We start from the raw sequence: 14553 nt of genomic DNA on the forward strand, positions 1-14553 counted from the left end.
GCCCTGTCAAAAGTTAAACATATGTTATAAAAAATACCGAGTAGGGTGGGGAGAATAAAAATGGGGATGATCAAAAAAATTGTGCTGACCTTAGGTGCCCTGGTGGCGTTGTTTTTCGCCGTGGGTTACATCTTACCGTCTGAATTCAGGGTAGAGCGGTCCATCACTATTGATGCGCCTGCCGACAAAATTTACGCTCAGGTTGCCGATCTTGAAAGATGGAAAGATTGGGGAGTGTGGTTTAAACGCGACCCTGCCATGCAGGTACACTACGATGGTCCGCGTGCTGAGGTTGGTATGCGCTCCGAGTGGATCAGTCAGCAAGAAGGCAGCGGGGTGATGGAAGTGATCGCCGCTGAGCCACACCGCCGTTTAGTTTACAGCTTATATTTCCCGGAGTTTGACATGGGCAGTACCGGCGAATTTATTTTTACCGACGAAGACGGCAAAACCCGGGTGCAGTGGGTTGATTATGGTGATGTGGGGGCAAACCCTATCAACCACTATTTTGCCGTGATGATGGACTCCATGGTGGGGCCGGATTTTGAGATGGGCCTGGCAAATCTCAAGACGTTGGTGGAGAACAGTCGCTAGCCATTGGTCTGATGGGCCTTGCTTGTGTATTGCCTGACTGCTGCACTGAAATAAAGGAACGAGCTAACCGCAATGTCGAATCAATTAACCAGGATGCTTGGCACCTGGCACGAACAAAAAGACCAGTTGCAATGGATACTGGCCACTATTATTGAAACGGCAGGCTCCAGTTACCGTAAGGCTGGGGCCATGATGCTGATCAATAGTCTGGGGCAGTATCGTGGCCTGCTCAGTGGTGGTTGTTTGGAGGCGGATATTATGCGCCAGGCCAGACGCTGCTGGGATAACGGTTATGCGAGAATTATTCAATACGATCAGCGGGATGAAGACGACTGGGCCTGGCAATTAGGGATTGGCTGCGGCGGTATGGTCAGAATTCTGCTCCAGCCAATAGATAGGCAAAACGACTATCTGCAATTGGAAAGCCTGTATCACGCCCTCAACAGCCAGCAAAGTGTGTATTACCTGCAGTCGGTGAATGAGAGCCGCCCTCTTAACCAGGTGTGTGAGGTTAAACCTGACTGGCTGGATGCAACCAGGGGCATTTTTAATCGTCCGGAAGGACAGGTATTTGCACAGTTGGTGCGCCCGGCACCGCATCTGGCAGTGTTTGGCGCGGGCCTTGATGCCAAGCCTTTGGTGGCCATGGCCAATGAACTGGGCTGGCGGGTGAGTGTGATTGACCCACGTCCAGCGAATGCGCGCAGCGAATGGTTCGGCCAGGCTGCCTGTCATTGGGGGGCCATTCATAACTTGGCGGGACAAGATTGGCTCACACAAATCGATGCTGCCGTGCTGATGGCGCATAACGTTGAGCTGGATGCCCAAGCGTTAAAGCTTTGCCAGAATTTACCACTGCGCTATCTGGGCGTGCTTGGTCCTTTGCACCGCACCGAGCGGGTCTTTATTGTGGCGGGGCTGGTCATGGCTGATATTCAGGCACCCTTTTTTGGCCCAATCGGTTTGCGTCTTGGCGGCGAATTACCCGAGTCCATCGCGTTGGCGGTACTGTCTGAAATTCATGCCGTACTGGAAGGCAAAGATGGCCAGTCTATCAGTGGTGAACTGATGTCATGACGCTGGCCGTTGTGATCTTGGCGGCGGGTAATTCCAGTCGCTTTGAGGGGATTAAACAGCTGGCGTCGCTGGATGGGCGACCTATGCTGGTGCATTGCCTGCGGGCATATGCCCATTTGGGGCAAATGCAAACTGTGGTGGTGCTCGGCGCCCATGCCGACAAGATTGAGCGCGTGTTGCCTGATTGGACGGAAGTGGTGGTGAATCCCAACTGGCAACAGGGCATGGCAAGCAGTATCGGCTGCGCAATGCGCTGGCTGCATTCGGATATTAGTCATGTATTGATAGGTTTGGGCGATCAGCCTGATATTCAATCTGCGCAATTACAGCAACTCATTGCGCAGGTTAAGCAATATCCTGGACAGCGGATTGCAGCAGGTTATGCCAAGGGACCCGGTGTGCCGGCTATCTTTCCCAGGCAGGATTTTAGTGCGCTGGCAGCACTTCGCGGCGACAAGGGGGCTAAGCCATTGCTGGTTGCTCAGCCCTCACAGCTTGTTACTGTACCTATGCAGGAAGCAAGTCTTGATATAGATACCCAACACGAATTACAACAATGGCAGCAAGCCAGGGGAATAAGACCATGATGAAATTCACCTTAAATGGTAAGCCGGTGTCGGTGGAAGCAGAGGCGGATATGCCTCTGCTGTGGGCACTGCGCGATATGCTCGGTATGACCGGCACCAAATATGGTTGCGGCATGGCCCTGTGCGGTGCTTGTACCGTGCATTTGGATGGTCAGGCTGTGCGTGCCTGTACCTTGCCCATGTCTATGGTAGAAGGCAAACAGATAACTACTATCGAAGGGTTAGCCAGTGATGCATCGCACCCGGTGCAGCAAGCCTGGCAGAGCCATAATGTGCCGCAGTGCGGTTACTGCCAATCCGGGCAGATGATGAGTGCGGCAGCGCTATTGGCGAAATATCCTAATCCGGATGATAAAACCATTGATGAACAAATGCAGGGCAATATCTGTCGCTGTGGCACGTACCCGCGTATTAAAGCGGCGATTAAGACAGCGGCTAAGCTGGGGGCTAAATCATGAGCGAAATCTCCAATGTCAGCCGTCGGCAGTTTCTTAAACTAACCGGCATCGGCGCTACAGGACTGGTCTTAGGTGGTTTTTTGCCTGGTTTTCGGCCCGTCTGGGCACAAAGTGGTGATGCCCTGAGTGAACTGAATTTGTTTGTCAGTATCGGCAGCGACGATCTGGTACAGATCATTTGTCATCGCAGTGAAATGGGTCAGGGGATCCGCACCGGCTTGCCGCAAGTAGTGGCCGACGAGTTGATGGCAGACTGGCAAAAAGTGCGAGTGGTGCAAGGCCTGGCCAATGCCGAGTACGGCAGTCAGAATACCGATGGGTCGCGCTCGGTTAGGCGTTTTTATCAGACCATGCGGGAAATGGGAGCTTCAGCCAGGACCATGCTGGAGCAAGCGGCCGCCAACCACTGGCAGGTGTCAGTAGAAGAGGTGCAGGCTAAAGATCATCAGGTTCTACATGGTAAAACCGGTCGCAGCCTGCGTTTTGGTGAACTGGCTGAAGCGGCATCCAAGCTCACGCCACCTGCAAAAGAGCAGCTTAAGCTTAAATCTGCCAGTGAATTTAACTACATAGGTAAAGACCTGCCGATTGTGGACATGCAGGCCATTTTGACCGGCAGCAGCGTCTATGGTCAGGATGTACAACTGCCTGGCATGTTATACGCCAGCATTGAGCGGACTCCGGTGGTAGGGGCCAATGTTAAGGCCGTGGATAATAGCGCGGCGCTCAAGGTTAGCGGCGTAGTGGATACCTTTGTCATGCCGGCGCAAAGCGAGCCGGTATTGTTTAAACCTTTACCGGGTGTGGCAGTGCTGGCCACTAATAGCTGGGCGGCGATGCAGGGCCGTAAAGCGCTGGCTATTGAATGGACCGACAGCCCTCACGCTGCGCACGACTCACAAGCTTACCTGGAAGTGCTGAAAGGCCGGGTCAAGCAGCAAGGTAAGGTGGTACGCAGTGTCGGTGATGCCTATGTTGGCATGATGAATGCAGTGGACACCTTTGAGGCTGGCTACAGCGTGCCTTATCTGATTCACGCGCCCATGGAGCCACCAGCGGCGACCGCGGTGTTTAACGACGGCAGTTGCGAAATCTGGGCCTGTACACAAACCCCGCAAAGTACACAACAAAATGTGGCCAATGCGCTGGGTATTGAGCCTGGCAAGGTTAAGGTGAATGTGACCTTGCTGGGCGGTGGCTTTGGCCGTAAATCCAAGCCGGATTTCTCCGTGGAGGCGGCGATATTGGCCAAGCATACCGGCAAGCCGGTGAAAGTGAGCTGGAGCCGCGAAGATGAAATTCAGCACGGCTATTACCATGCTATGGCCGCCATGTATTTTCAGGCGGGTATGGACGAAACCGGCCGGGTGGTCAGCTGGGTGCAACGCACGGCATTTCCCAGTATCAGCTGGACCTTTACCGGCACCTCGGATGAACCGTCCAGCTCTGAGCTGGACTTAGGCTTTGGCGATCTGCCTTTTGCGCTGGATAACTTGTCTTGTGAGAGCCAGAAGGCCGAGGCGCATCTGCGTATTGGCTGGGTTCGCTCGGTAAGTAATATTCAGCATGGCTTTGCTATAGGCTCCTTTGTCGACGAGTTGGCCGATAAGCTGGAAAGGCGCCCACGGGATATGTGGCTGGAATTGCTGGGCGATGATCGATTGGTGGATCCTGAGCCGGAAGGCTTTAAATACGGCAATTACGGTGAATCCAAAACGGTCTTCCCCATAGATACGGCGCGTTTGAAAGGGGTGCTAAACCTGGTGGCCGATAAAGCCGGTGTGGAAAAACCCACGGCTAAAAACGAAGCCTGGGGCATTAGTGTGCATCGTAGTTTTGTCAGTTATGTAGCGGTTGCCACCAAAGTCAGGGTTGAGGGAGACAAAGTACAGGTGCTGGAAATGCACAGTGCCATTGATGCCGGTACTGTGGTGAACCCGGATCGGGTCAAATCGCAAATGGAAGGGGCGATGATATTCGGGTTGTCCCTGGCGATGATGGGTGACATTAGTGTGAAGGCCGGGGCAGTGGAGCAATCTAACTTCCACGATTACCCTCTGCTGCGTATCAATCAATCGCCGCAAATTCACAGTTATATTGTTGAGTCCAGTCAGCCACCGGGCGGCGTAGGCGAGCCGGGAGTACCACCGGTTGCTGCCAGCTTATGCAATGCGATATTCCGCGCCAGTGGCAAGCGGATCCGGGATTTGCCTATTAGCAAACATATGCAGGTGTAACAAGGGCGGCATGAGCCGCCCTTGTTTTATTTTCTATTGGCTTATAGCAAAGCAACTAACTGCTTTAACAACGCCGGGTGGGCAGGCCAGGCTGGTGCAGTGACCAGTTTGCCATCGGTAATTGCTTCATCCATTTGTAGGTCGACATACTCTGCGCCCGCCAAGCGCACTTCAGGAGCACAAGCCGGGTAGGCTGATACCTTCTTACCTTCAATTACATTGGCGGCAGTCAATAGTTGTGCACCATGGCAAATGGCGGCCACTGGTTTGTTGCTGGCAACGAAGGCTTTGATAATCGCCAGTACCTTAGCATCTAAACGCAGGTACTCCGGAGCACGACCGCCCGGCAGATAGAGGGCATCGTAGTCCGACGCGGCGACCTGTTCAAAGTCGGCATTCAAGGTGAAATTGTGACCGCGTTTTTCGGTGTAGGTCTGGTGTCCTTCAAAGTCGTGAATACAAGTGGCAATGCTGTCATTCTTTTTCTTGCCCGGGCACACGGCATCGACCTGATGGCCCATGGCTAACAACGCCTGAAAGGGCACCATATTTTCATAATCTTCAACAAAGTCACCGGTGATCATCAGTATCTTGGCCATAAATTCCTCCTGGAAATATGTGTAAAGCTATGAGGGTATTCCTCTGAAATGGCAAACGAACAAGTTCGCTAAGTTGCAATTCGCAAAGTGCCACCTTCTGTGACCCCAAACTAGTAGGCAAGTTTCAACACAATTAGCAACGGGCGTTCTTCAAGGTGATCTGAGTTTCCGCATGTGCGGATAAACTGGCTTCAAATAGGCTTGCCAACAGCAGATGAGACAAGCTTTAGGTGTTACATTCAGAATGTACCGGTGCCGTTGCGCCCAGACTGAGGCACGAGAACAACACCGGCGAAAATCAGTGGCGAAATATCAGGCCTCGCTTTGCGCTTCGGCAAAGCTTTGGTCCATGCTTTCGGCAGGGCAGGCGCAGTTGGTGCGACCAACTACCTTAGCGGGCACGCCAACCACTGTGGTATGAGCCGGAACGGCTTGTAATACCACAGAGCCCGCGCCAACTTTCGCACCTTTACCTATATCAATATTCCCCAGCACTTTGGCTCCCGCACCTATCATCACACCTTCACGGATTTTAGGGTGGCGATCACCGCACTCATTGCCTGTACCGCCCAGGGTTACGCCCTGCAGGATGGATACATTGTCTTCAATGACGGCCGTTTCACCGATAACAATGCCTGTGGCGTGGTCGAACATGACGCCTTTGCCGATTTTGCAAGCCGGATGAATATCCACGCCAAAGACTTCGGAGTTACGGCTTTGAATAAAACGCGCCAGATCCCGACGGTTCTGCTGCCAAAGGCAGTGAGCCAAGCGATGGACTTGTATGGCTTGAAAGCCTTTTAGATTAAGCAACACGGTTAAATACTTATCCACTGCCGGGTCGCGATCAATAACCGCTTTAATATCGCAACTGACGTGGGTCAGCATGTTATCGCAATTCACAAAAGCCTGGTCGAACAGCTCTCTGAACGTAAAGGCCGATACCACGCCATCGGTGAGTTTGTTGGCGACGATAAAACTCAATGCGCTACCCAGGCAGGTGTGATTGAGAATGCACGAATAAACGTGACTGGCCAGCAATGGTTCGGTACGGATCAGATCTTCCGCTTCCAGCCGCAGTTGTTGCCAAATTTGATGACGCATGAAAAAGCCTGGATTTTCAAAGGTGTCGGGCATTGTACGCGGCAAAGGTGCAAAGGTCTTGTAATTAACAGGAATGGCTCAGTGCAAATACGCATTAAAAAAGGGACCGGAGCCCCTTGCCGGGTTAATCCAGCCAATAGCGGGAAGAGGCGATAGCACTGAGCAGACACAGATAAAAGGTCTTGAAGTTATAGCCGGCCTGCTCTGGCGGGTAAAATGAAGTGATGGTGGAGGAATGAAGTGCAAAGGGCAGTAGCGAGCGAAACCCTAACTCTTGTATGCCCTGGCAAAGCAACCATTGATTTTGCTGATACCTGGCGCGCTGCAATGCCATCTTCCTGGTCTAATTTTGTCAGTGCTTGGCCTGCACATTTTTTTGCAAAAGGGATTGGCGGGCAATCACAAAGCCAAAGCCCTGCATACCCTGGATATATTTATTGGCCGAGCTGATCAGATAATCTATCTGCCATTTTGGCTACACGGCGGCGGATGTGCTGGACAATGCTGAGGCTATATTCCTCATCCCAGCTGTACCAGTCTCTTAATATGGCTTCACGCCCTCGTGGGTGGTAGAAAGCGGGCCTAGGGTAAGTAAAGGATATTGTTCATCAATGTTCACAGTTATCTGGTGTAGACCAGATAACTGTGCCATAGACAAACTTGTGCCCATCAACAGCGGAACAGACTCAGGATATCTTGATCTTGTAGCGCAGGGTGTTACCCCATTGCTCCTGCATATAAATAACCTGACCGCTGGACTTATCCAGCCAGAAGTCCACCTGGTACTTTTCACCGTCACTGTAACTTAATACCCAGCAAGGTCGCGCCGCGCCATATGGTGGTTGATAGTCTTTACTGCTGACCTGGTAGGTGTAAAGCGCCGGTTCGGTTTTCGAGCCAGGGTGATAAAAAGGCAAAGTAATGCTTTGTTGTTGGTTAAGTTTAAGTAAGGCAAATGTCTCCATGTCCAACTCCCAGTTGAGTAAACCAGGTTGATGACGGAGGGAAAAGTCGGCTTTGAGATTATTGGCGAGGTCGGCATCGCCTGCAATCAGTTGCTCACTGAACACAAAGGCTTCATCGCCTTTCGCTGAATGGCTGCGATGATACAAAGGTTGGAAGTTATCAATACGGTTATAGGAAAGGATGTCTCGGTCGGACTTGCCGTCAGGACTACGCCAGTGTTGTTCCGTTTTGATCACCGCCTGACCCTGATATTCGGCTTCACTGACATTGCGTTGCCAGATAGCTGCGCTTTTCAGGTTGCCACTGGCTTTGTCTTCAATGTAAACCAAATATCGATGTTCGCCGAGCGGGTAATCTGCCACGGTCAGATCATGCAACCTTTCTACCGCACTGACGGAGGTGGCGGTAAACAACAAGAACACACAGGCTAGATAACAACGCATTTGTTTTCCTTAATCGACATGGTGGGGGATTAGGCATGTATTGAAAGGCGAATAAATGTGTCTGTCTAATGGCTTTGTGTAACAAGACTTAGCAAGTAAATAAGATACCGCCCCATACAGAGGCGGTGGTTTTAGCCGGGAATGACGCGACTGACCAGGCGTTTACTGTCGGCCAGCATATTGCTGGTGGCGCGTCGCAGTTTTAACAGGCCCAGATAGGTCAGGGGTAGCAGGAACAAGCTGGTCAGGGTAGAGAACAGCAGCCCACCAATAATGGCAATGGCCATGGGCGCATAGGGCGGGCCGTCACCTCCTATTTGGGTGCCACCTAAGGCCAGCGGTACCAGGCCAAGTACCGTAGTGGAGACCGTCATCAGAATAGGACGGACACGACTCAGGCAGCCTTCAATGATGGCGTTGATCACGCTGTATCCTTCTGCGACAAGTTGATTGATACGATCAACCAGTACGATACCGTTATTAACCACTATGCCCATCAGTATCAGCATACCTATCATGCCTATCACCGACATATTGGTGCCGGTCAGTAAGAAGGCCCAGAACACGCCGGTAAAAGAGAACAGCAGTGAGGTGATAACTGCGGTAGGCAAAAGCAGTGATTCAAACAAGGCGGCCATCACCAGATAAATCATGCAGACAGCCAGCAGCATATTAATTTGCATCACTGCCTCCGACTCATCCTGGTTACGGAAGCTGCCATCCAGCGTCCAGCTATAACCACTTGGCAGACTGATATGTTCCATCACTTTTTCAATACCTTGGCGGGCTTGCTCCAGGCTGGTTCCTTCTTCAAGGTTAGCGCCAATACCCAGGGCGGTCTGCCGATAGTAGCGACGAATTTGCGACATTCTGGGCAGGATCTCGATATCTGCCAACATATCCAGTGTGATGTTCTGCTGACCATCTCGTTTAATGGTCAGGCTTTTTAGCTCATCCAGAGACTGTTGCAGGGATTCGTCGAACAACAGGCGAATATCCATTTCGCCGGTTTGAGCATGTCGAAATGTTCTGAGGTTGCTTCCCCGCAGGGCCATGGCTACGGTATTTGCCACGGTTTCTGCTGACAGTCCAAAACGGAAAGCCTTTTGCCGATCAACACGGATCTGCAATTCTTCTTTTTCACCATTGATATCGGTGCGCACGTCGGTAAGTCCATCCACTCTGGCCAGCACCGGAACTATCTGGTCGGCGATATCCATCAGGGTTTCAGAGGACTGGCCTAACAGGGTCAGACGCACCCCACCTTTGCTCTCATTCCAGCGGAAGCTGGGTTTACTGCGTACAAAGCTGGGCATGTCTTTCTTGATCAAGGCTTTCAGTTCAGCCTGGGACATGGGCAGCTCATCTTCCAGGGTTAAACCCGATACGGCGTGACCCGGATTGTAATAGCTGTATACCTGCTTGATGTGGAAACGTTCCTGGTTGGCATAGAGGTAAGCCTCCATGCGTTCTACTTCTTTTTCCACCTCTTCCAGGTTGAAGTTACCCTCAATGTTGTAGTTCAGCCACAGTCGGTTGTTGGGGTTGTCATTATCCCCGTCGTTAGTGACCACGCCCATGGGAATGGCGGTGGAAAGCAGGATGGCGATGGCAATCAGGGTGGTTTTGCCCTGATGGTTGAGCGTCCAGGTCAGGATGCGCTGATACCAAGCAGCGAATTTACCCGGGCCTGACTTTGTTGTGACTTTTTGCTGTTTAAGGCGACTGGCCAGCAACGGGATCAGGGTTTGGGCAATCAGCAGTGACGCGAACAGTGATATACAAATCGCAATGGCCACATGTTCGAGAAACACTGTGACTTCCTGTTTTTCACCGACAATATTGGGCAAAAACACAATGGCGGTGGTGGCAGTACCGGCAATGACGGCCAGACTGACTTTACTGACCCCGGCTTTGGTGGCTTTGATAGGATCGGCTTCGGTTTCCCGCTCATGGCTGATGCTTTCGGTGACCACCACGGCATTGTCAACCAGCATACCGATCGCCAGCATCAGCCCCATCATGGACAGAATATTCAGGCTGTACCCCATAAACAACATAAAGCCCAGGGTAATACAGATGGCAAAGGGCACAGACAGCACCACAATCAGGGTGGGGGCCCATTGGCGCAGGAACGCATACAACACCACCACCGACAATAAAGCCCCGAGCATGCCGGCATCCAGCAAATCACTCAGAGACTTGGTAACGCTTTGCGCCTCGTCTTGCATGATAAACAGGTTGATACCTTGAAACGCAGGGTTACCGTTTGCCTCGTCTATTACCTTTAATACGGCTTGGGAGACTTCCATCAGGTTGCTGCCAGACTCACGATAGATATTCAGGCCCACTGCGTAGGTGCGGTCCAAATGTCTTCCTTCGGTGCGTTTTGGGGTTTCATAGCTGATGTCGGCGATGTCTTTGAGGCGGATGCCGGATTGGATGATCAGATCTTCAATCTCTTCCTTGCTGCGAAATTCACCCTGTGGATTCACGCTGATTTTCTGGTCTAACTCAAAGAAGTGCCCGGCGGTCATGGAGAAATTGGCGTCTCGTAACGCTTTCCCCAGCTTATTCAGGTCGATATGCAGGGCGGCTATACGTTCGGCGTCCAGGCGGATAGCAATTTGCTTTTTCATCACCCCGTAGAGTTCAACTTTGGATACCCCAGGTACCCGTTCGATAGGCATTTTGAGGTTGCGGTCCAACAGATCGTAAGCATTGGAGAGATCTCGCTCGCTGGAGACCCGCAGCTGAAAGATAGGCAAATCGGCCGTATTGAATTGATACACCATGATACGCTCGACATCTGAGGGCAGCAGATGGCGAATGGCGTCAATTTTTTCCCTGGCTTCAATACCCTTGGCACTCAAGTTTTCGCCCCAACTGAATTCCAGGCTAATTTCAGCGTTGTTTTCGTTGGATGTGGATGACAGGCGTTTTACGTCTGCCATAGTGGCCAGAGCTTCTTCTACCGGCTTGGTAATCATCTTTTCGACTTCCGCCGGGGTGGCATCCTGATAGGGTACCACCACCATAATTTGCGGAATGTCGATACCGGGGAATTTTTCCAGCGGCAGCATACGGCTGGCCAACAACCCCAACAGCAGCATAGAGAAGAACAACATGCATATGGTAACCGGTTTACGAATAGCAAAGTCGGTGAGGTAAACGCCGAGGTTTTCAAGCTTGTTCATGGCTTACCTCCAGGCTGTCCTGAGCGGGCGAGGTAAAGCGCTTGCGGTCAAACAAACTGTACAGTACCGGGATTAACAGCAGCGTCAGTACCGTGGCAAAAAGCAAACCGAAAATCACCGTGATGGCCATGGGCGTGCGGATTTCCGCCCCTTCACCCAAGCCAATGGCCATGGGCAGCAGGCCCAAGGTGGTGGTCAGGGTTGTCATCAGAATAGGGCGCAGACGGCTGCTGGCAGCTTCAAAGATTGCAGCTTGCTTGTCGCTGCCGGCTTCGCGCAATTGATTAATTCTGTCGACCAGCACGATAGCATTGTTGACCACAATACCAGCCAGCATGATCAGGCCGATAAACACCACCACACTGATGTTAGTGCCGGTCAGGAATAGCCCATAAATTGAGCCTGCACAGGCCAGCGGTACGGTAAAGAGGATAAGGAAGGGATGCAGCAGGGATTCAAACTGCGAGGCCATCACCAGATAAACCATAAACACCGCCAGCAGCAGGGCGAATTTCAACGAATCGAAAGACACTTGCATCTCTTCATTCTGACCAGCAATGCGGGCCTGCATGCTCATAGGTAGCTTTAGATCAGATAGGATTGATTTGGCTTGGGCCACGGCTTCCCCCAAATCGCCATGCGCCAGGTTGGCAGTGACTAATGCCACACGTTCCTGACCAACACGGGTTATCTCGCTTGGGCCAACCGACATCTGAATATCTGCCACTGCATCCAGGGGGACCGAGGGGTTGCCGCCTGGATTGACTGTCATGCGAGCAATATCTTCAATGGAATCACGCTGCTGAGTCTGGGTTCTGACCAGGATATCCACTTTGCGATCATCGATGGCGTAGCGACTGGCAACTTCACCGCCAATCTTGGCCGCGATCAGTTTAGACACATCGGCGGCGCTTAAGCCAAGTTGTGCCAGCTTAGCGTGGTCAAAATAGATTTTCAGCTCAGGGTGTCCGTCCCGCAGGGTAGATTTAACATCAGCGAAACGGTCATCGGCTTCAAGCAGGGTGACTAACTTGTCTGCGTGGCGCGCCAGTAGCGTCAGGTCATAACCTGTTAGCTGGATCTCAAGTGGTGTGGCAAAGCTGAACATTTCCGGCTTGCCGAATTTTGCTGTGACGCCTGCCTGGGCGCGCAGATATTCGCGCATGGCGTCCATGACCTTATTTTCCTCGGTTGCGTGGGTGCCGTTTTGCATCACTACATTCAACTTACCCCAATAATCGCCGCCTTGGCTTGGGGATGCATTCATCAGGCTACCCGTACCGGCTAGCGAGTATGTGCGCTCCACGCCGTCCAGATCCTGAGTAAACAAAGCCAGTTTTTCCAGCACATGGTCGGTGTCTTCAAGACGAGCGCCGGTGGACAAATTGACCTCGACATAAAACTCTCCCTGAGACATGGGCGGGATAAGTTCTACGCCCAGACGGGGGAGCAGTGTCAGGGACAGCAGGGCACTGCCCAATACTGCCGACAGGGTGATTGCCCGGTGTTGCATGGCCTGGCGTAACAGGCTTTGATAGCCATGCTCTAAGGCATTAAAAACCAGGTCAAAGATCCACAACAAAGGTTTAAAAACAACGCTCAGCACTTTTCTTAGCAGACGAGTGACTGCCAGAATGACGCTGCTGATAGTTAGGGACAGCAGGTAAATCAGTTTACCTAGGCCTTTTAACAGCATGCGAAATGGCCAAACCAGGTAGTAAAGTACTTTACCGGCTTTGCTGGCAGGAACTTGTACGGTATGACTCGGGCCAAGATCCAGTGGGGCACTTGATTCACTGCTTCCGGCCCTTTTTTCTCGGGCGGCTAGCATGGGAATTAATGTCAGTGCCACGACCAAGGATGCAGCCAGCGCAAAGGTGACCGTCAAGGCCTGATCACTGAATAATTGGCCAGCGACCCCTTCGACAAATACCAGCGGGAAGAACACCGCCATGGTGGTCAGGGTTGAGGCGATTATGGCATTAGACACTTCTTTTGTGCCCTGTGCCGCGGCGGTATGGGCGTGGGTACCCAGCTTTTTGTGACGATCGATATTTTCCAACACGACTATGCTGTTATCGACTAATAAGCCGATGGCCAGGGCAATACCACCCAAGCTCATGATATTGAGGCTGATGTCGTTGCCGTACATCAGATTAAAAGTCGCGATAATCGAAACCGGAATGCTGATAGAGATAATCAGGGTTGGCCAGATATTCTTTAGGAACAGATAGAGGACCAACATCGCCAGGATCCCGCCGATAATGGCAGCAGATTTCACCTCATCAATGGCATTGGCGATAAACAAAGACTGGTCGTACACTACTTGCAATTGGTATTGCGATGGAATGTCTTTGCGGATTTGTTCCAGGCGGCGTTTAACATTGTCGGCAACCTGCACGGTGTTGGCATCACCTTCTTTGTAGATGGCAACTTCTACCCCTTCAAGTCCGGCAAAGCGGGTAACCGAATCGCGCTCTTTATGGCTGTCTACAATCTCGGCAATATCGGCCAGGCGGATATTACGGCCTTCACGGGACGCAATAAATAAATCCCGCATCTGGTCGAGATTCTGAAATTGATTCAAGGTACGTACCAGATATTCCCGACTACCGTCTTCCACCCGACCACCTGAGGTGTTGACGTTCTCGGCTTTAAGACGGGCAATGACATCTTCCAGTTTGATGTTTAACTGACTGGCTTTGTCCTGATTGATCAGAACCTGGATCTCGTTCTCCAGACCTCCGCCTACCTTTACTGAGGCAACGCCGTTTACGGACTCTAGTTTGCGTTTAAACTCTTCTTCGGCATAAGTACGAAGCCGTTTGGTGGCTTCGCTGTCAAGATTGCCCTGGCTGGCGCCCAAACCCATGCGCAGAATAGGATCCATATTGGGGTTAAAACGCAGTAGTAGCGGTTTCTTCACATCCAGGGGCAACTGAATAATATCCAGCTTCTCGCGCACGTCCAGGCTGGCGAGATCCATTTTGCTCCCCCATTCAAACTCCAGCACTACGTCTGACTGACCCGCTTTAGAGGTTGAGGTGACAGTACGTACACCTTTGACTACGCCAACGGCTTCTTCAATAGGCTTGCTGACCAGTTGTTCTACTTCACCCGGCGCCGCGCCGGGGTAGTCAGTGCGAATGGTCAGGGTAGGGTAGGATAATTCGGGTAACAGGTTTAGCGCTAAACGGGACAGTGACACCATGCCAAACAACAATATGGCAAAAGTGAACATCCACACGGTAACCGGCCGTTTAACAGCGACATCAACAATACTCATGGCAA

At 51.9% G+C, this 14553-nt stretch carries 11 protein-coding genes; 5 read left to right on the plus strand and 6 right to left on the minus strand.

The features are described 5' to 3' along the window. Window positions 1–60 precede the first annotated feature (60 nt). The 5 genes from J0A65_RS14925 to J0A65_RS14945 all read left to right on the plus strand — a co-directional run bounded on the left by J0A65_RS14925 (window position 61) and on the right by J0A65_RS14945 (window position 4953). Window positions 61–594: an SRPBCC family protein gene (locus tag J0A65_RS14925; protein ID WP_206595115.1), complete on the plus strand. Its 534-nt coding sequence runs from the start codon at window positions 61–63 to the stop codon at window positions 592–594. 72 nt (window positions 595–666) lie between these two features. Beyond that, window positions 667–1671 carry an XdhC family protein gene (locus J0A65_RS14930; protein WP_206595116.1) on the plus strand — a complete coding sequence of 335 codons (1005 nt, stop codon included), beginning with the start codon at window positions 667–669 and terminating at the stop codon, window positions 1669–1671. Next, the gene (locus tag J0A65_RS14935; protein WP_206595117.1) at window positions 1668–2258 is read left to right on the plus strand and encodes a nucleotidyltransferase family protein; all 591 of its coding nucleotides are present in this window, start codon (window positions 1668–1670) and stop codon (window positions 2256–2258) included. Before J0A65_RS14930 ends, J0A65_RS14935 begins: the two co-directional genes overlap by 4 nt. Next, window positions 2255–2716 carry a (2Fe-2S)-binding protein gene (locus tag J0A65_RS14940; protein ID WP_206595118.1) on the plus strand — a complete coding sequence of 154 codons (462 nt, stop codon included), beginning with the start codon at window positions 2255–2257 and terminating at the stop codon, window positions 2714–2716. The genes J0A65_RS14935 and J0A65_RS14940 overlap by 4 nt, the downstream gene beginning before the upstream one ends. Next, window positions 2713–4953: a xanthine dehydrogenase family protein molybdopterin-binding subunit gene (locus J0A65_RS14945; protein ID WP_206595119.1), complete on the plus strand. Its 2241-nt coding sequence runs from the start codon at window positions 2713–2715 to the stop codon at window positions 4951–4953. Before J0A65_RS14940 ends, J0A65_RS14945 begins: the two co-directional genes overlap by 4 nt. 41 nt (window positions 4954–4994) lie before the next feature. Here J0A65_RS14945 and J0A65_RS14950 read toward each other — a convergent pair whose 3' ends face one another. The 6 genes from J0A65_RS14950 to J0A65_RS14975 form a co-directional block, all read right to left on the minus strand. Continuing rightward, entirely contained in the window at window positions 4995–5552 is a 558-nt protein-coding gene (locus J0A65_RS14950; protein ID WP_206595120.1) for a DJ-1/PfpI family protein, read from the minus strand. 312 nt (window positions 5553–5864) lie between these two features. Beyond that, window positions 5865–6656 carry a serine O-acetyltransferase gene (cysE, locus tag J0A65_RS14955; RefSeq protein ID WP_206595121.1) on the minus strand — a complete coding sequence of 264 codons (792 nt, stop codon included), beginning with the start codon at window positions 6654–6656 and terminating at the stop codon, window positions 5865–5867. Between the two features lie 124 nt (window positions 6657–6780). Then, complete coding sequence (locus J0A65_RS14960; protein WP_206595122.1) at window positions 6781–6990, minus strand: hypothetical protein; 210 nt, start codon at window positions 6988–6990, stop codon at window positions 6781–6783. A 352-nt stretch (window positions 6991–7342) separates the two neighbouring features. Further along, window positions 7343–8065 carry a DUF3108 domain-containing protein gene (locus tag J0A65_RS14965; RefSeq protein ID WP_206595123.1) on the minus strand — a complete coding sequence of 241 codons (723 nt, stop codon included), beginning with the start codon at window positions 8063–8065 and terminating at the stop codon, window positions 7343–7345. Window positions 8066–8196: 131 nt separating this feature from the next. Continuing rightward, window positions 8197–11262, minus strand: a complete 3066-nt coding sequence (locus J0A65_RS14970; protein WP_206595124.1) for an efflux RND transporter permease subunit — start codon at window positions 11260–11262, stop codon at window positions 8197–8199. Continuing rightward, window positions 11249–14548 carry an efflux RND transporter permease subunit gene (locus J0A65_RS14975; protein ID WP_206595125.1) on the minus strand — a complete coding sequence of 1100 codons (3300 nt, stop codon included), beginning with the start codon at window positions 14546–14548 and terminating at the stop codon, window positions 11249–11251. Before J0A65_RS14975 ends, J0A65_RS14970 begins: the two co-directional genes overlap by 14 nt. Window positions 14549–14553: the final 5 nt, after the last annotated feature.

It is taken from the genome of Bowmanella yangjiangensis, from assembly GCF_017255015.1.
GTDB classification, from domain to species: Bacteria; Pseudomonadota; Gammaproteobacteria; order Enterobacterales; family Alteromonadaceae; genus Bowmanella; species Bowmanella yangjiangensis.